Annotated in this window: 14 protein-coding genes; 12 read left to right on the forward strand and 2 right to left on the reverse strand. The window is 68.2% G+C overall.

Translation table 11 applies throughout. The features are described from left to right. Positions 1–45: 45 nt before the first annotated feature. The 7 genes from ACBY01_RS03030 to ACBY01_RS03060 all read left to right on the forward strand — a co-directional run bounded on the left by ACBY01_RS03030 (position 46) and on the right by ACBY01_RS03060 (position 6773). A complete protein-coding gene (locus ACBY01_RS03030) occupies positions 46–480 on the forward strand; it encodes a hypothetical protein (RefSeq protein WP_416459292.1) in 435 nt (144 codons plus the stop codon). Beyond that, positions 477–902, forward strand: a complete 426-nt coding sequence (gene mce / locus ACBY01_RS03035) for a methylmalonyl-CoA epimerase (RefSeq protein WP_416459293.1) — start codon at positions 477–479, stop codon at positions 900–902. The genes ACBY01_RS03030 and mce overlap by 4 nt, the downstream gene beginning before the upstream one ends. Before the next feature lie 40 nt (positions 903–942). Next, positions 943–3108: a methylmalonyl-CoA mutase gene (scpA, locus tag ACBY01_RS03040; RefSeq protein WP_416459355.1), complete on the forward strand. Its 2166-nt coding sequence runs from the start codon at positions 943–945 to the stop codon at positions 3106–3108. Next, on the forward strand, positions 3105–4133 hold the full coding sequence (gene bioB / locus ACBY01_RS03045; RefSeq protein WP_416459294.1) for a biotin synthase BioB: 1029 nt from the start codon (positions 3105–3107) through the stop codon (positions 4131–4133). Before scpA ends, bioB begins: the two co-directional genes overlap by 4 nt. Next, positions 4124–4333, forward strand: coding sequence for a hypothetical protein (locus ACBY01_RS03050; protein WP_416459295.1), 210 nt, complete (start codon positions 4124–4126; stop codon positions 4331–4333). Before bioB ends, ACBY01_RS03050 begins: the two co-directional genes overlap by 10 nt. Positions 4334–4399: 66 nt before the next feature. After that, positions 4400–4771 (forward strand): lysozyme inhibitor LprI family protein, encoded by a 372-nt coding sequence (locus ACBY01_RS03055; RefSeq protein ID WP_416459296.1) that lies wholly within the window; start codon positions 4400–4402, stop codon positions 4769–4771. A gap of 4 nt (positions 4772–4775) precedes the next feature. After that, positions 4776–6773 (forward strand): acetyl-CoA carboxylase biotin carboxylase subunit, encoded by a 1998-nt coding sequence (locus tag ACBY01_RS03060; RefSeq protein WP_416459297.1) that lies wholly within the window; start codon positions 4776–4778, stop codon positions 6771–6773. A 203-nt stretch (positions 6774–6976) separates the two neighbouring features. Here ACBY01_RS03060 and ACBY01_RS03065 read toward each other — a convergent pair whose 3' ends face one another. Further along, positions 6977–7372 carry an acyl-CoA thioesterase gene (locus ACBY01_RS03065; RefSeq protein ID WP_416459298.1) on the reverse strand — a complete coding sequence of 132 codons (396 nt, stop codon included), beginning with the start codon at positions 7370–7372 and terminating at the stop codon, positions 6977–6979. A 157-nt stretch (positions 7373–7529) separates the two neighbouring features. Further along, on the reverse strand, positions 7530–9788 hold the full coding sequence (locus tag ACBY01_RS03070; protein WP_416459299.1) for a beta-glucosidase: 2259 nt from the start codon (positions 9786–9788) through the stop codon (positions 7530–7532). A gap of 202 nt (positions 9789–9990) precedes the next feature. Between ACBY01_RS03070 and ACBY01_RS03075 the strand changes: the two genes are divergently transcribed. From ACBY01_RS03075 to ACBY01_RS03095, 5 genes are all read left to right on the forward strand, one after another. Beyond that, positions 9991–12987: a TonB-dependent receptor gene (locus ACBY01_RS03075; RefSeq protein WP_416459300.1), complete on the forward strand. Its 2997-nt coding sequence runs from the start codon at positions 9991–9993 to the stop codon at positions 12985–12987. Positions 12988–13111: 124 nt separating this feature from the next. Further along, the gene (locus ACBY01_RS03080) at positions 13112–13828 is read left to right on the forward strand and encodes a SapC family protein (RefSeq protein WP_416459301.1); all 717 of its coding nucleotides are present in this window, start codon (positions 13112–13114) and stop codon (positions 13826–13828) included. Continuing rightward, positions 13821–14852, forward strand: coding sequence for a cupin-like domain-containing protein (locus ACBY01_RS03085; RefSeq protein WP_416459302.1), 1032 nt, complete (start codon positions 13821–13823; stop codon positions 14850–14852). Before ACBY01_RS03080 ends, ACBY01_RS03085 begins: the two co-directional genes overlap by 8 nt. After that, positions 14849–16360 (forward strand): tryptophan halogenase family protein, encoded by a 1512-nt coding sequence (locus tag ACBY01_RS03090; RefSeq protein WP_416459303.1) that lies wholly within the window; start codon positions 14849–14851, stop codon positions 16358–16360. The genes ACBY01_RS03085 and ACBY01_RS03090 overlap by 4 nt, the downstream gene beginning before the upstream one ends. Before the next feature lie 6 nt (positions 16361–16366). Beyond that, complete coding sequence (locus ACBY01_RS03095) at positions 16367–17416, forward strand: LacI family DNA-binding transcriptional regulator (protein ID WP_416459304.1); 1050 nt, start codon at positions 16367–16369, stop codon at positions 17414–17416. Positions 17417–17521 lie beyond the last annotated feature (105 nt).

The following is a 17521-nucleotide window of genomic DNA, read 5'->3' on the forward strand; positions in this document are numbered from 1 at the left end:
CAAACGCTTCCAGCTCGCGTGCGAGATGCATGAAGGCGTGCTGCTATGACAAGTTCCGATACAGCCATCTTAGTCGCTCTCGTGGGCCTTCTATCTGCTGCGGTGGGCGGCATTGTGCAGGCATTATTCGCTAGGGGTTTTGAGCGCTTTAGGTTTGAGCGTGAGGCCAAGTGGGAATTGTATTCGAAGTACTTTCAGGTTCTAGGCGATCTGACGTTTTCCAAACCAGGTACCGAGCGCTACCAAAGTGCTTTGTCTCTGACGGCGCAACTGCGTGGTCGAATAGGTCTCGTTGGATCAGTTGAAGTCGTGGAGGCCGTGGGCAATGTATTCCGCTATTCCGACTTCAAAAGCCCGGAGGGGCAGGCGGCAATGGGAGCGGCGCTCACGGCGATGAGGAAAGATGTAGGCAAAGGTAGTAGACAAGTCTCTGAGAATTCGCTGATCCAGCTGATGTTCGGTTCGCGGGAGGTGAGGTGATCCTCGACCGCCTCAACCACGTCGGCGTGGCGACGCCCTCCATCGAGCGCTCGGCCGAGACCTATCGCACGTTGCTGGGCGATGCCGCGGTCGGCGCGCCGTTTGACCTGCCCACGCAGGGGGTGCGCGTCTGCTTCGTGGACGCGCCCAACACCCAGATCGAGCTGATCGAGCCGCTGGGGGCGGAGTCGCCGATCCACGGCTTCCTGGCGAAGAACCCGGCCGGCGGACAGCATCACCTGTGCTACGAAGTGCCCGACATTCACGCCGCAAAGGCGTGGTTCGAGGAACGGGGCATGCGCGTGCTCGGCGAGCCGCGCATCGGCGCACACGGCACGCCGATCTTCTTCGTCCATCCCAAGGACATGGGCGGCGTGCTCACCGAAATCATGGAGAGCCCGCGTGGCGAACATCGAGCGTAACACCGGCGAGGACAGTGGCGCGGCACCCGCCGCCCGCGACCTGCCCGAGCCCGAGGCGCGCGCCACCCGCGCCGACTGGGAGGCGCTCGCCACGAAGGAGGTGAAGGGCCGCGATCTCGATTGGGAGACGCCCGAGGGCATCCCCGTCAAGCCGCTCTACACCGCCGAGGACGTCACCCCGGAGAAGGTTGGCGACCCCGGCCTGCCCGGCTTCGCGCCCTTCACCCGCGGCGTGCGCGCGTCGATGTATGCCGGCCGCCCGTGGACGATCCGCCAGTACGCCGGCTTCTCGACCGCGGAGGAATCCAACGCCTTCTACCGCCGCAACCTGGCGGCCGGGCAGAAGGGGCTCTCGGTCGCCTTCGACCTCGCCACTCACCGCGGCTACGACAGCGACCATCCGCGCGTCGTCGGCGACGTCGGCAAGGCGGGCGTCGCGATCGACACCCTCGACGACATGAAGATCCTGTTCGACGGCATCCCGCTCGATCGCATGTCGGTGTCGATGACCATGAACGGCGCGGTGATCCCGGTGCTCGCCTTCTTCATCGTCGCGGCGGAAGAGCAGGGCGTCGATCAGGAAAAGCTGGAAGGCACGATCCAGAACGACATCCTCAAGGAGTTCATGGTCCGCAACACCTATATCTACCCGCCCGAGCCGAGCATGCGGATCATCTCGGACATCTTCGCCTACACTTCGACGCACATGCCGAAGTTTAACAGCATCTCGATCTCCGGCTATCACATGCAGGAGGCCGGGGCGACGCAGGTGCAGGAGCTCGCCTTCACCATCGCCGACGGCATGGAATATGTCCGCTACGGCATCGCCTCGGGCCTCGACATCGACAAGTTCGCCGGGCGTTTGTCGTTCTTCTTCGCGATCGGCATGAACTTCTTCATGGAGGTGGCGAAGCTGCGCGCGGCGCGCGTGTTGTGGCACCGGGTGATGACGCAAGCGGGCGCCAAGGACGAACGCTCCAAAATGCTGCGCACCCATTGCCAGACCTCGGGCGTGTCGCTGACCGAGCAGGATCCGTACAACAACGTCATCCGCACCACGATCGAGGCGATGGCGGCGATGCTGGGCGGCACCCAGTCGCTGCACACCAACGCACTCGACGAGGCGATCGCGCTGCCCACCGACTTCTCCGCCCGCATCGCCCGCAACACCCAGATCGTGCTGCAGGAGGAGACGGGGATGACCAAGGTCGTCGATCCCCTGGGCGGCTCCTACTATGTCGAAAGCCTCACCCAGCAGCTGGTCGACCAGGCCTGGGCGATCATCGAGCGGGTGGAGGCCGAAGGCGGCATGGCCAAGGCGGTCGCCGCCGGCTGGCCCAAGGCGATGATCGAGGAAGCCGCCGCCGCCCGCCAGGCGCGTGTCGACCGCGGCGAGGACGTGATCGTGGGCGTCAACAAATACCGCCTCGCCAGCGAAGACCCGATCGAGACGCTGGAGGTCGACAACACCAAGGTGCGCGAGGCGCAGATCGCGCGGATCGCGCGCGTGCGTGCCGGCCGCGACGAGGACGCCTGCCGCGCCGCGCTCGACGGGCTGGCCGCCGGCGCGACCGGCGACGGCAACCTGCTCGCGCTGGCGGTCGAGGCGGCGCGTGCGCGCGCGACGCTGGGCGAGATTTCGGCGGCAATGGAGGCGGGGTTCGGACGCTACGGCACCACGCCGGTGCCGGTGGCCGGCGTCTATGGCGCGCCCTATGCCGAGGACCCGCGCTGGGCGCAGGTGGTCGCGGGGGTGGAAGCGGTCGAGCGCCGGCTTGGGCGCAAGCCGCGGCTGCTGGTCGCCAAGATGGGGCAGGACGGGCACGACCGCGGCGCCAACGTCATCGCCTCGGCGTTCGGCGACCTGGGGTTCGAGGTTGTCTCCGGCCCGCTGTTCCAGACGCCGCAGGAAACGGTGGTGCTCGCGCTGGAGAGCGAGGCGGACGTGGTCGGCGCCTCCAGCCTGGCCGCCGGGCACAAGACGCTGATTCCCGAGCTCATCCGCGGACTGCGCGAGGCCGGGCGCGGCGACGTGAAGGTCATCGCCGGCGGCGTCATCCCGTCGAAGGATTACGACTATCTGCGCGACGCGGGCGTGCAGGGCATCTATGGGCCTGGATCGAACGTGGTCGAATGCGCCGCCGACGTGCTGCGCCTGCTCGGCCACAACATGCCCCCTGCCGGATTCGAGGACGCCGCCGAATGATCGACACCCTTCCCCAGCACGCCGCGGACGTGCGCACCGACTGGACGCGCGACGAGATCGCGGCGCTGTTCGACCTGCCGTTTCCCGAGCTGCTGTTCCGCGCCGCCGAGGTGCATCGCGCCAGCCATCGCGCCGACGAAGTCCAGCTCTCCACGCTGCTGTCGATCAAGACCGGCGGCTGCCCGGAAGACTGCGGCTATTGCAACCAGTCGGTGCATGCCGAGACGGGGCTGAAGGCGACCAAGCTGATGGACGTGCGCGCGGTGCTCCAGTCCGCGGCGCAGGCCAAGGACAATGGCTCGTCGCGCTTCTGCATGGGCGCCGCCTGGCGCAATCCCAAGGACCGCGACATGCCCGCCATCATCGAGATGGTGAAGGGCGTGCGGCAGATGGGCATGGAAACCTGCATGACCCTGGGCATGCTGACGCCGGACCAGGCCGCGCAGCTCGCCGAGGCGGGGCTCGACTATTACAACCACAACATCGACACCTCGCCCGAACGCTATGGCGAGGTCATCACCACCCGCAGCTTCCAGGAACGGCTCGACACGCTCGACCATGTCCGCGGCGCCGGCATCAACGTGTGCTCGGGCGGGATCGTCGGCATGGGCGAGACGCGTGAGGATCGCGTCGGCTTCATCCATGCGCTGGCGACGCTGCCGCACCATCCCGAAAGCGTGCCGGTCAACGCGCTGGTGCCGGTCAAGGGCACGGTGCTGGGCGACATGCTCGCCGACACGCCGCTCGCCAAGATCGACGACATCGAGTTCGTCCGCACCGTCGCGGTCGCGCGCATCACCATGCCCGCGAGCATGGTGCGCCTGTCGGCGGGCCGCGAGAGCATGAGCGACGCCACCCAGGCGCTGTGCTTCCTGGCGGGTGCCAACTCGATCTTCACCGGCGACAAGCTGCTCACCACCGGCAACGCGGGCGACGATAAGGACGCGGCGCTGTTCGCGCGGCTGGGCCTAAGCCCGATGGCGGCCGAAGCGCCACGGGTGAAGGAAGCCTGCGCATGCTGCTGATCGCGCTGGCGCTGGCCGGCACCGCCGCAGTGGACGACTGTGGCGACAAGCAGACCCAGACCGCGATGACGATGTGCGAGAAGGCGGTTGCCGATCGCGCCGACGCGGAGATGAGGGAGCCGTTCGCCGCCAACCAGTGCCTGGCGGCCGTGACCACGGCGCGGACGCAGCAGCTGCGGGAGCTGCTCTGGGATCGTTGAGGAGACGGCATCGTTGGCGAGATCGGGGCGAACCCCGGCGGCGAGGATGCGCGTGAAGGAGAGCGAATGCTGGTGACCCTGTTGGCCGCGGCGGCTGCCGTGAGCTGTGCGAACCCCCAGACGCAGGCGGAGATGACGCGCTGCGCCGGTCAGGCCTATCAGGCGGCCGACGCCGCGATGACTCGCCAGTGGAAGACGACCTACGCCTATATGAAGGGCCGGGACGCCAGGAATAGCTCGCGCGGCGGCGGCTTCGGCTATGCGCCCGCGCTGCTCGAAAGCCAGCGCGCCTGGCTCAAGTTCCGCGACACGCAGTGCGTCATCGAAGGCGGCGAGTTCGCCGGCGGATCGGCGCAGCCGATGGCGCAGGCGCAGTGCAAGGTGCGGCTCACCCGCCAGCGTACCGCGCAGCTCCAGTCGCTCGTCTGGAAGGGGTAAGCCGATGTTCGCCAAGATCCTGGTCGCCAACCGCGGTGAGATCGCCTGCCGCGTGATGCGCACCGCCAAGCGGATGGGGATCGCGACGGTCGCGGTCTATTCCGATGCCGATGCCGATGCGCCGCACGTCCGCATGGCCGACGAGGCCGTGCGGCTGGGTCCGGCGCCGGCCGCCGAAAGCTATCTGCGCGCCGATCTGATCCTGCTCGCCGCCCGTGAAACCGGCGCCGACTGCATCCACCCCGGCTACGGCTTCCTGTCCGAGCGTGCCGAGTTCGCCCGCGCCTGTGCGGAGGCCGGCATCGCCTTCGTCGGTCCGCCGCCGGGCGCGATCGCGGCGATGGGCGACAAGATCGAGTCGAAGAAGCTCGCCAAGGAAGCGGGCGTCAACGTCGTCCCCGGCTTTCTCGGCGAGATCGCGACCACCGAGGATGCGGTGCGGATCGCCGGCGACATCGGCTATCCGGTGATGATGAAGGCCTCGGCCGGCGGCGGCGGCAAGGGCATGCGGCTCGCCTGGTCCGAGGAAGACGTGCGCGAGGGCTTCGAGGCGACGAAGCGCGAGGGGCTGGCGAGCTTCGGCGACGACCGCGTCTTCATCGAGAAGTTCATCCAGAGCCCGCGGCACATCGAGATTCAGGTACTGGGCGACCAGCACGGCAACCTCGTCTACCTCGGCGAGCGCGAGTGCTCGATCCAGCGCCGCCACCAGAAGGTGGTCGAGGAGGCGCCGTCGCCGTTCGTCACCCCCGAAATGCGCCGGCGCATGGGCGAGCAGGCGGTCGCGCTCGCGCGTGCCGTGGGGTATTTCTCCGCGGGTACGGTCGAACTGATCGTCTCGGGCGCGGATGCGACCGGCGAGAGCTTCTACTTCCTCGAGATGAACACCCGCCTCCAGGTCGAGCATCCGGTGACGGAGGCGATCACCGGCCTCGACCTCGTCGAGCAGATGATCCGCGTGGCCGCCGGCGAGCCGCTCGGCTTCGGGCAGGACGACGTCACGCTCACCGGCTGGGCGATCGAGAACCGCGTCTATGCCGAGGACCCGTATCGCGGCTTCCTGCCCTCGACCGGCCGGCTGGTGCGGTACCGTCCGCCGCCCGCACGCGATGGCGTTCGAATCGACGACGGCGTGCGCGAGGGTGGGGAGGTCAGCATCTACTACGACCCGATGATCGCCAAGCTGGTGACCCATGCCGAAACGCGTGAAGCGGCGATCGACGCGCAGGTCCAGGCGCTCGACCGCTTCGAGATCGAGGGGCTGGGCACCAACCTCGATTTCCTGTCGGCGCTGATGCAGCATCCGCGCTTCCGCGACGGTGCGCTCACCACCGGTTTCATCGCCGAGGAGTTTCCGGAAGGCTTCACCGGCGCAGCGCCATCGGCCGAGCTGCAGCGCCAGCTGGCGGCGGTGGCGAGCGTGCTCGACGCCACTCAGGCCGCGCGTGCCGCCCAGATCGACGGTCAGCTCGGCCGCGCGATCGTGCCGGCGACCGACAAGGTGGTGACGCTCGGTGAGGCGCGGTTCGAAACCCGCGTCGAGCCGTTCGAGGGCGGCCAGCTGGTGCGCTTCGCGGAGGGCGAGGCGATCGAACTGGTCGGCCACTGGCGCCCGGGCGAGCCGCTGTTCGCGGCGATGCTCGACGACGAACCGCTGGTGGTGCGCGTCGCGCGCCTGCGCGGCGGCTGGCGGCTGACCGCGCGCGGCGCCGCGCACACGGTACGCGTGCTGCCGCCGCACGTCGCCGATCTCACCCGCCACATGATCGAGAAGGTCCCGCCCGATCTGTCGCGGCTGCTGCTCTGCCCGATGCCGGGGCTGCTTACGAAGCTCCACGTCGCGCCCGGCGACCGCGTCGAGGCCGGCCAGCCACTCGCGGTGGTCGAGGCGATGAAGATGGAGAACATCCTGCGCAGCCAGAAGGCCGGTACGGTGAAGGCGGTGAACGCCGAGGAAGGCCAGAGCCTGATGGTCGACGCGGTGATCCTGGAGCTGGAGTAGGGGCGCCCGAACGCTTCTCCCTCTCCGTTCGTCCCGAGTAGCCGTCGAGTAGCTCGGCAGGAGCGTATCGAGACGGCCTATCGAGGGAGGCCCGCCTGGCACGGCACCTCGATACGAGCCCTCGAGACGCTGCTTGCGCAGCTACTCGGTCTCTACTCGGCACGAACGGGTGCGCGTGAAGGGGCGGCGCTCCACCCCCGCGCCTATGCCGCCAGGAACGGTGCGGCCACCTCCGGCGGCACGCGCAGGATGCGGCCGGTTTCGCGGTCGACGATCGCCCAGGTGGTCTTGGCCTCGACCCGCACGCGCCCGTCGTCGCCGCCGAAGCGCATGTGGCGGTCGAAACGGGCGCCGCGCGGCGGCTCAGCGACCCAGGTTTCGGCGGTGACCGTGTCGCCCGCCGCGACGTTGCCGCGATAGTCGATCTCGTGCCGCGTCACGACCCAGACGTAGCGGTCGCGATGCTCGGGCGGGGCGACCGCCTGCCAGTGCGCGGTGGCGACGTCCTGGATCCAGCGCACCCACACCGCATTGTTGACGTGGCCGAGCTCGTCGATGTCGGCCGGGCCGGCGGTGATGCGGGTGGTGTAGCGCGCCATGTCCGCTTCCTACCCGCCCGCCGCAGTCCCCGTCGACCCATCCCCCACCCGTCCTGCTGACGAAGGTCAGCATCCATCGCCGCTATGCTCGCGACTCCAGCCGTAGCGGCAATGGATCCTGACTTCCGTCAGGATGACGAAGAAGGGGCGGGGCGCCTCACGGCTTCATCGTCGCCGCATCGAGCGTCGTCACCGCGGTCAGCTTGCGGTCCGTCGCGTCGTGGCCGATCGCCACCCGATAGCGCCCGCCCGCGATCCGCCAGCCCGGCAGCGCGGTGTCGTAGTCGGCGAGCACACGCGGCTCGGCGGTCAGCGTCACGCGGCGCTTCTCGCCCGGCTGGAGCTCGATGCGCTGGAACGCCGCAAGCCGCATCGGCGCGTTCGACCCCTCGGGGCGGACGTAGAGCTGCGGCACGTCGGCACCGGCGCGCTTGCCGGTGTTGGTCACTTCGACCGTGACGCTCAGCGACCGGCCGCCCTTCACCACCGGCTTGCGATAGGCGAAGCTGGTGTAGCTGAGGCCGTGGCCGAACGGGAACAGCGGGGTCTGCCCCTTCTTCTCGTACCAGCGATAGCCGACGTCGGCGCCCTCGACATAGTCGATCGGGAAGCTCGGCAGCTGATAGCTGCTCGCATTGGCGGGATTGGCCGCCGCCTGCGCCTCCAGCGAGGTCATCCGCTCTAGGCCGACGGGCGTCGGGCGCGGCGGCTGGCCGGCGTCGGCGGGGAAGGTGATCGGCAACCGGCCGGAGGGGTTGACCTTGCCGGTCAGGATATTGGCGATCGCCTCGCCGCCGCGCTGGCCGGGGTACCAGGCCTGGACCACCGCCGGCACCTTGTCGATCCACGGCATCAGCACCGGGCCGCCCGTCTCCATCACCGCCACCGTCCTGGGCTGGGCGTCGGCGATCGCTGCGATCAGCGCGTCCTGATGGTCGGGCAGGCGCAGGTTGGGCGCGTCCTCCGCCTCGGTCGTCCATTGCGTGGCGAACACGATCGCGAGGTCCGCCGCCTTCACCGCGTCGACGGTGGCGTTGAGGTTGCGGCCGTCGAGATAGTCGATCTGCACCCCCGGCAGTGCCGCGCGCAACGCCTCGAGCGGCGAAGAGGCGTGGTAGGTGATGCGCACGAACGACGCCGCCGCGCCATAGGCGAGCGGGATCTCGATCGGTGCGCCGCCGACCGAGCGCACCTGGCTCGATCCGCCGCCGGACAGCACGCCCACGTCGGCATTGCCGCCGATCACGACGATCCGCTTGGCGCTCGCCGCCAGCGGCAGCAGGGTGCGCTCGTTCTTGAGCAGCACGATCCCTGCCTCGGCGGCGCGCTGCGCGACATCGGCGTGCTGGTCATAGGCGATCGTCAGGGCGTTCTCCGGCATCGGCGTGTCATAGGCGCCGGTCTCGATCAGCCCGGTCAGGTAGCGCGCGACCATGTCGTCGAGCCGCGCCCTCGAAACCTCGCCCTTCTGCACCGCCTGCTTGAGCGGCGCGCCGAGAAAGATCGCCTTGTCGAGCTCCTGCCCCGACTCCTGGTCGAGCCCGGCGTTGACCGCCTTGGCGGTCGAATGGACGCCGCCCCAATCGCTCATCACCCAGCCGCGATAGCCCCAGTCGCGCTTGAGCACGTCGGTCAGCAGCCGCGGATTCTCGCACGACCAGTCGCCGTTGACCTTGTTGTAGGCGCACATCACCGAACCCGGCCGCCCCTTCTCGATCGCGATCTGAAAGGCGAGCAGGTCGCTCATCCGCAGCGCCGCCTCGTCGATGCGTGCGTCGGCGACCATGCGGCCGGTTTCCTGCGCGTTGAGCGCGAAATGCTTGACCGTCGAGACGATCTGGTTCGACTGCACCCCGGCGATATGTGCGCCGCCGAGCAGCCCGGCGAGCAGCGGGTCCTCGCCGAGATATTCGAAGTTGCGCCCGTTCCACGGATCGCGCGTCAGGTTGACGCCGCCCGCGAGCAGCACGTTGAAGCGCTTGGCGCGTGCCTCCGCACCGATCATCGCGCCGCCCGCGCGGGCGATCTCGGGATCGAAGCTCGCCGCGGTGGCGAGGCCGGAGGGGAGCGCGGTGGCGACATCGCCCTTGCGCTGCTCGACCTGGTTGGCGACGCCGAGCGACGCATCGCTCTCGCGCACCAGCGGCACGCCCAGCCGGCGGATGCCGTCGATGTGGCCGGCGGACGGGATCAGCTCGTTGCGCGTCTTGCCCTCCGCCATCGGCGGGAACAGCCCGTGGACCAGCGCGATCTTCTCGTCGAGCGTCATCCGCGCGACGATCGCCTCCGCACGGGCGCGGGCATCGCCCGCCGGTGCGGTGCCAGCGGCCTGCTGCTGCGGCTCGCGCGCGAGAACCGCAGGTGTGGCCAGGCCGGCGAGGAGCGATCCCCCCAGCAGCATCGCAACGATCTTCATCCTCTTCCCCTTTTCCTGCTGCATCGGTCGGTCGAGCGCCGACCCTGTGCCTTTAGGAGCACAGGTTGAGAACGTTCTCAAGGGCGTCGCACCCCGCCGATCCATTGTTACCGCAACCATGCTTGACAACGGCCCCGCAAGGAAGTGAACGTTCTCAACAACGGCGCAAATCCATTATGCGCCGATATCAGGGGAGGATTGGATGCGAGGCTTCAAGGCTCGTTCGCATACGCATTGGGTGGTGACCGTTTCCGCGCTGGCACTGGCCGGCATGCCGGCAACCGCGCTGGCGCAGGACGCCGCGGCGACCTTGGGAAATCCGGGGCCGTCCGAGACGCAGGATAGCGTCACCGACGCGCCCGACTCCGGCGGCGACATCGTCGTCACGGGCATCCGCGCTAGCTTGCGCGATTCGATGAACATCAAGCGCAACGCGCAGGGTGTCGTCGACGCCATCTCGGCCGAGGACATCGGCAAGTTCCCCGACACCAACCTCGCCGAGTCGCTGCAGCGCATCACCGGCGTGTCGATCGATCGCTCGAACGGCGAAGGCTCGACCGTCACCGTCCGCGGCTTCGGTCCCGAGTTCAACCTGGTGCTGCTCAACGGCCGCCAGATGCCGACCTCGACCATCGGCGACGGTTTCGGCGCCCCCTCGTCGCGTTCGTTCGACTTCCAGAATCTTGCGTCCGAAGGCGTGAAGGCACTTGAAGTCTACAAGTCTGGTCGCGCATCCGTCGAGACGGGCGGCATCGGCTCGACCATCAACATCCTGACGCCGCGCCCCTTCGACAAGCCCGGCCTGCGCGGCAGCGTTGCCGCCAAGGGCATTCTCGATACCACGCGCAACGGCAAGGACCCCGTGACGCCGGAAGTGTCGGGCATCATCAGCAACACCTTCGCCGACGATCGCATCGGCGTGCTGCTGATCGGCAGCTATTCGCGGCGCAAGGCGAGCAACAACACCGCCAACGTCGGCTACCGCGATGGGTATCTCGGCTCCGAGAACAACTGGGGGTCGCTGCCGATGGAGGGTGATCCGCGCTATGCGAACATCACCAACCGTCCCGGCCCGGACGACGTCTATCAGGTCGCGCAGAACGCCTCCTACGACCTCAACGACATCGATCGCGAGCGGATCAACGGCCAGGCGGTGCTGCAATTCCGCCCGGTCGATTCGCTGACCGCCACCGTCGACTTCACCTATTCGCGCTACGAGCTCGAAACCCACAACAGCAACGTCGGCATCTATTACAACCATGCCGACACCTCGAGCGCATGGGGCGACGGCCCGATCGCCGATCCGATCTTCTATTCCGAGCAGTTCCGCCGCAACGAGAACAAGGACCTGTCCTACTCGGGCGCGCTGACCTCAGTGAAGAACGAGAACAAGTCGCTCGGCGGCAATCTCGTCTGGGAAGCCCCCGGCGGAGTCACCGTCACGCTCGACGGGCATCATTCGACTGCGGAGTCGAAGCCGGGCAGCGTCTACGGCAACAGCCAGTCGGTCGGCACCGCGATCTTCGGCGTCCGCAACCAGTCGATCAACTTCGAGAACGACTTCCCGATCATTTCGGCGGACTTCTATCCGGACGTCGACCCGCTCGATCCATCGCAGATCCGCGCCACCGGCAACGTGTTCCGCAACTCCTACTTCAAGGATCGCATCAACCAGGTTCAGCTGAGCGGACACTACGACCATCAGGGCGACTTCCTCGACAGCATCGACTGGGGCGTCAGCTACGTCGACAACAAGGTCCGCTCGGCCTACGGCTATATCCAGAACGATACCTGGGGCGGCCTGGGCACCCCGGGCGACATCCCCGACGACATCTTCTCGCCCGAGACGATCTCGGACAAGTTCGACGGGCTGAAGGGTGTCGGTGGCGCCGGCATGATCGAGCAGTTCTTCAGCTTCGACTTCAACCGGCTGGTGCCGCTGCTCGACCAGCAGTTTGGGATCTGCGGCGGCGACGGCAACTGTCTTGCCGAGTATAATACGGACCGGCGCATTCGTGAAAAGACGCTTGCACCGTATATCCAGGCGGGGACGAAGTTCGACCTGTTCGGCAACCCGGCGCACCTGATGGCCGGCGTTCGGTACGAGACCACGACCGTCGACTCGTCGGCACTGGTGCCGACGCCGGTGAGCACGGCGTGGATCTCGGCCAACGAATTCAACATCAGCTATCAGGGTAGCGAGTTCACCCGCTTCAAGGGCAGCTACCAGAACTGGCTGCCGGCGGTGGACTTCGACGTGTCGCCGCTGCCCGACGTCAAGCTGCGCGCTTCGTACAGCCACACCATCACCCGCGCCGGCTATGCCGACCTGCAGGGCGGCCGCACGATCGACCAGCTGTTCCGGATCGGCAACGGTACCGGCGGTCAGGGCAACCCGGGCCTGCTCCCCTACAAGTCGAAGAACATCGACCTATCGGCGGAGTGGTATTACGGCCCGTCGAGCTACGTCTCCGTCGGCTATTTCCACAAGGACGTGTCGAACTTCATCTCGTCCGATCGCGTGAACACCACCGCGTTCGGCCTGACGAACCCCGGTCAGGGGCCGCGCGCCGACGCCGCGCGCGCGGCACTCGGGCCGACGGCGACCTCGACCGAGATCCGGCAGTATATCGCGGCCAACTTCCCGGAGACGGTGACCTACAGCCCGAACGGCGATCTGATCATCCCGGGTCTGCCCGGCGACGATCCGCTGATCTTCCAGATCTCGCAGCCGGTGAACAGCGACCAGACGGCGGCGATCCACGGATGGGAGTTCGCGGTCCAGCACAGCTTCTGGGATACCGGCTTCGGCACCATCCTGAACTACACCATCGTCAACGGCGATGCGGTGTACGACAACACCCAGCCGTCCAGCGTCACCCAGTTCGCGCTGACCGGCCTCAGCGACAGCGCCAACGCGGTGCTGTTCTACGACAAGGGCGGGCTGCAGGCGCGCGTCGCGTACAATTGGCGCGACGAGTTCCTGTCCGGTTCGGGGCCGAACCCCTTCTATGTCGAGGCCTATGGCCAGGTCGACGCCAGCGCGAGCTACGACTTCGGCAACGGGCTGGCGGCGTTCGGTGAGGTCATCAACCTCACCGGCGAGGGACGGCGTGGCCACACCCGTTCCGATGCGTACGCGACCTTCGTCCAGCCGGGCGCGGCGCGCTATTCGGCGGGCGTCCGCTTCACCTTCTGATCGGCCGGGAACGACCGATCGCCGCGACGGGCAGGGCATTCTCCACTGGAGGATGTCCTGCCCGACCGGGTAGACGTGGCCGCGTGCCGGCGTTCGCCGCGTCCTTGGAAACAGAGGTTGCTTCATGTCCGATCATGCCGTTCTGACCGCCGAGACGCACCGGACCCTGCGCGTACACGGTACCCGCGGCGCGGCGTTCGGCGATGCGGTGATGTGCTGCGTCACCGTGCCCGACGAGTTCCGCCGGGTGCAGAACGAATATGCCATCCTGTTCCGGCTCAACCACGAACACGACAGCTTCGCCGCGATGGCGCTGTTCGGGTTCGAGAACGGCGAGAATCTGTATCTGGAGGGCGATCGCTGGGACGCCCGCTACCGGCCGCTGGCGATGGAGATCCAGCCCCTCCTGATCGGGCGCCCCGCGCCCGACTCCCCGGAACGCCACGTCCACATCGACATGGCGAGCCCGCGGATCGCCGGCGAAGATGGGATCGCCCTGTTCGACGACCTCGGCCAACCGACGCCCTATCTCCAGCGCGCGACCGAGCAGCTCGGCGCGCTCGATGCCGGCTACCGCGGCTCGGCCGACTTCTTTGCGGCGCTGCGCCGCCACGACCTGCTCGAACCGCTGATCGTCGAGCTTCCGCTCGACGACGGCTCGACCAACCGCCTGGTCGGCTTTCACACCATCAACGAGGAGCGGCTGGAAGGTCTCGACCCGTCCGCGCTGGCGGAACTCCACGCCGAAGGGCATCTGATGCCGGTCTTCATGGCGGTGGCGTCGCTTTCCAACCTCGATGCGCTGATCCGGCGCAAGAACCGGCGCCTGCGGCATGGCTGAGCCCGGCCGCGACATCTTCGGCGCGTTGCCGCGGGTCGCGGAACGGCAGATCGCCGACGCCGGCGAGCTTGATACCGCGCTGCGCGAGGCGAACCGCCCCTTCATCGTCCGCGGCCTCGTGTCGCACTGGCCGCTCGTCGCGGCGGGACGGGAGTCGTCGCGGGCGGCGCGCGCCTATCTGGCGGAGCGGGCGCGGGACATGCCGCTTACCGTCACCGCCGGGCCCCCCGGCTCGGACGGCCGGCTGTTCTACGACGAAGCGATGGGGATGAACTTCCGCACGTTGCGCGCCAAGCTGCCCGAAGTATTCGCGCGTATGGACGCGGGTGAGGGGACGCCCGACGCGCATACCCTCTATCTCGCCTCGCTCGACATGCACCGCTTCTTCTCCGGCTTGGCGGAGGACAACGCGCTCGACTTGAGCGGCCGCAAGACGTTGGACGGCATCTGGATCGGCACGCGCACCCGCGTCGCCGCGCACAACGACTTCCCCGACAACCTCGCCTGCGTGGCGGTGGGACGGCGGCGCTTCACGCTGTTTCCGCCCGACCAGTTCCGCAACCTCTATCTCGGCCCTGTCGACAACACGCCCGCGGGCCGCGCGGTCAGCATGGTCGATTTCCACGATCCGGACTTCGAGCGCTTCCCCCGCTTCCGCGAGGCGCTGGAGCACGCGCAGGTGGCCGAGCTGGAGCCCGGCGACGCGCTGCACATCCCGTCGATGTGGTGGCACCATGTCGAGGGCCTGAGCGCCTTCAACGTGCTGGTGAACTTCTGGTGGCGCGACACGCCGCGCTTCCTGGGCCAGCCGCAGAACGCGCTCAATCTCGCGATGATGGCGATCCGCGACCTGCCGGACGACGAGAAGCGCCACTGGCGCGACCTTTTCGACCATTATGTTTTCCAGAACAGGACCGAAGATGTCGAGCACATCCCCGAGGCGGCACGCGGCGTGCTCGCGCCGATGACCGCCGAGAGCGCCGAGCGCATCCGCGGCTTCCTCCTGCGGCAGCTCAGCCAGTGACGGGGGTCCCCGACACCAAGCGCCTGCGCCGCATCGTCGTCGCTGGCGGCGGCACCGCGGGCTGGATGGCGGCCGCCGCGCTCGCCCGCACGCTCGGTCACGCGATTGAGGTGACGCTGGTCGAATCCGACGCGATCGGCACGGTTGGGGTGGGGGAATCGACCATCCCGCCGCTCGCCACCTACAACCGGCTGCTCGGCATCAAGGAAGCCGAGTTCATGGCCGCGACCCAGGCCACCTTCAAGCTCGGCATCCTGTTCGACGGGTGGAAGGACGGCAGCGACCGCTATTTCCATTCCTTCGGCCTGACGGGCAAGGATCACTGGTCGGCCGGCTTCCAGCATTTCTGGCTGCACGGGCGCGCCAAGGGGCATGCCGAGCCCTATGATGCCTACTGCCTCGAACTCGTCGCCGCGTTGGAGGGCAAGTTCGCGCACCTGCCCGACAACCGCCTCAACTATGCGTACCAGCTCGACGCCACCCGCTACGCGCGCTTCTTGCGGACGATGGCGGAGGCCGACGGCACCCGCCGGATCGAAGGCCGGATCGCCCAGGTCGAACTCGACGGCGAACGCGGCGACATCGCCGCGCTGGTGCTGGAGAGCGGGCAGCGGATCGAGGGCGACCTGTTCCTCGACTGCACCGGGTTTCGTGCGTTGCTAATCGAGCAGACGCTGCACGCCGGCTACGACGACTGGACCCATTGGTTGCCGTGCGATTCCGCGATCGCGGTGCAGACCGAAAGCGTCGGCCCGCCGCTCCCCTATACCCGCGCGATGGCGCACGACGCCGGCTGGCAGTGGCGAATCCCGCTCCAGCACCGCACCGGCAACGGCCTGGTCTATTGCAGCCGGTACCTCGGCCGCGACGCCGCGCTCGACCGGCTGCTCGGCAATCTGGAGGGGGCGACCCGCACCGAGCCCAACCATCTGCGCTTCGTCACCGGCGCGCGGCGCAAGCAGTGGCACCGCAACTGCATCGCGATCGGCCTGTCGAGCGGCTTCCTCGAGCCGCTGGAGGCGACCAGCATCCACCTGATCCAGCGCGCGGTGTTGCGGCTGATCCGGATGCTGCCGCTGGCCCAGGTCAGCGAGTGCGACATCACCGAGTTCAACGACCAGCAACTCACCGACATGGAGCAGATCCGCGACTTCCTGATCCTTCACTACAAGGCGACCGAGCGCCGCGACAGCGCCTTCTGGCGGCAGTGCGCGACGATGGAGATCCCCGACAGCCTCGCCCACAAGATCGACCTGTTCCGCGAGACCGGCCGCGTGTTCCGCAAGAACGAGGAGCTGTTCGCGGAAAACAGCTGGGTCCAGGTGATGATGGGGCAGGGGATCGAGCCGCGTGCCTGGCATCCGATCGCGGAGAAGCTGCCCGATGAGGAACTCGCACGGCTGCTCGGCACCCTGCGCGACAGTGTCGCGCGTACCGTCGCGGGATTGCCGCGCCACGCCGACTATGTCGCGCGCTATTGCGGCGCCGCTGCCGAACAGGCCGCCTGACGCCCGATGGCGCGCCGCCCGCAACGCGTCACCATCAAGCACGTCGCCGCCGATGCCGGGGTGTCGCTGCAGACGGTCAGCCGCGTCATCAACAAGGAGCCCAACGTCCGCGCCGAAATGGTCGAGCGGGTGCAGGCGTCGATCGACCGGCTGGGCTATGTCCCCTCGATCGCGGCGCAGCGCATGGGCGGCTCGCGTTCCTATTTGATCGTCGCGCTCAACGACCGCGCGCGCACCATCGAGGACTGGCGCAAGCGCGAGGGCACCGACTGGGTCGACCAGATGCTGCTGGGCGGGATGCTCACCTGCGCCGAGCACGGCTATCGCATGATCGTCGAGCTGGTCGACACCCACAGCGACCATATCGGGCGCGAGCTGTCCGCCGCGCTTGCCGCCCTCCAGCCCGACGGCGTGATCCTGACCCCGCCGCATTCGCACAACCCGCTCATCACCGGGCTGCTCGCCGAACAGAACATCCCGTTCGCGCGCGTCGGCTCGCTGGCCGACGGGCCGGGCTTCCGCCTCACCATGGACGACGAGCACGCCGCCGTGCTCGCGACCGAGCATCTGCTCGCGCTCGGCCACACCCGCATCGGCTTCATCGCCGGGCCGGGGGACTATGAAGTCAGCGGCTGGCGCATCCGCGGCTGGCGCAGCGCGATGGCGGCTGCGGGGCAGCGCGACGATCTGCTGGCGGAGGGCGACTTCGGCTATGACAGCGGGTTGGTGGCTGCCGAACATCTGCTCGCCCCCCCCGAGCCGCCCACCGCGATCGTCGCCAGCAGCGAGCAGATGGCGATCGCCACCCTCGCGGCGGCGCGCGCGGCGGGGCTGGACGTGCCGCACGATCTGTCGCTGGTGAGTTTCGACGACACACCGATCGTGCGCTTCACCCATCCCCCGCTCACCGCCGTCGTCCAGCCGATCGCCGAGGTGAGCGCGCGCGCGGTGGAACTTCTGATCGCCGCCGAGTCGAGCGGCGAGCGGGGGGGCGCGCCGGTGGTGGTGCCGGCCGGGCTCACGGTGCGCGGGTCGACGGCCAAGCCGCGGCGGTAGCGCGCGCCTCCGCGCCCCTGCCTCTCCCTCTCCCGTTCATCCCGAGTAGCCGTCGAGTAGCTGCGAAGCAGCGTATCGAGACGGCGTATCGAGGGAGGGTGGCGA

It is taken from the genome of Sphingomonas mangrovi (genome assembly GCF_047975845.1).
GTDB lineage: Bacteria > Pseudomonadota > Alphaproteobacteria > Sphingomonadales > Sphingomonadaceae > Sphingomonas.

What these genes read in the sequence shown, in the direction of transcription:
- ACBY01_RS03030 (WP_416459292.1), top strand. Translation starts at nt 46, where the DNA reads ATGACAAGTTCCGATACAGCCATCTTAGTCGCTCTCGTGGGCCTTCTA.
- bioB (WP_416459294.1), top strand. Translation starts at nt 3,105, where the DNA reads ATGATCGACACCCTTCCCCAGCACGCCGCGGACGTGCGCACCGACTGG.
- ACBY01_RS03050 (WP_416459295.1), top strand. Translation starts at nt 4,124, where the DNA reads ATGCTGCTGATCGCGCTGGCGCTGGCCGGCACCGCCGCAGTGGACGAC.
- ACBY01_RS03055 (WP_416459296.1), top strand. Translation starts at nt 4,400, where the DNA reads ATGCTGGTGACCCTGTTGGCCGCGGCGGCTGCCGTGAGCTGTGCGAAC.
- ACBY01_RS03060 (WP_416459297.1), top strand. Translation starts at nt 4,776, where the DNA reads ATGTTCGCCAAGATCCTGGTCGCCAACCGCGGTGAGATCGCCTGCCGC.
- ACBY01_RS03065 (WP_416459298.1), bottom strand. Translation starts at nt 7,372, where the DNA reads ATGGCGCGCTACACCACCCGCATCACCGCCGGCCCGGCCGACATCGAC.
- ACBY01_RS03070 (WP_416459299.1), bottom strand. Translation starts at nt 9,788, where the DNA reads ATGAAGATCGTTGCGATGCTGCTGGGGGGATCGCTCCTCGCCGGCCTG.
- ACBY01_RS03075 (WP_416459300.1), top strand. Translation starts at nt 9,991, where the DNA reads ATGCGAGGCTTCAAGGCTCGTTCGCATACGCATTGGGTGGTGACCGTT.
- ACBY01_RS03080 (WP_416459301.1), top strand. Translation starts at nt 13,112, where the DNA reads ATGTCCGATCATGCCGTTCTGACCGCCGAGACGCACCGGACCCTGCGC.
- ACBY01_RS03085 (WP_416459302.1), top strand. Translation starts at nt 13,821, where the DNA reads ATGGCTGAGCCCGGCCGCGACATCTTCGGCGCGTTGCCGCGGGTCGCG.
- ACBY01_RS03095 (WP_416459304.1), top strand. Translation starts at nt 16,367, where the DNA reads ATGGCGCGCCGCCCGCAACGCGTCACCATCAAGCACGTCGCCGCCGAT.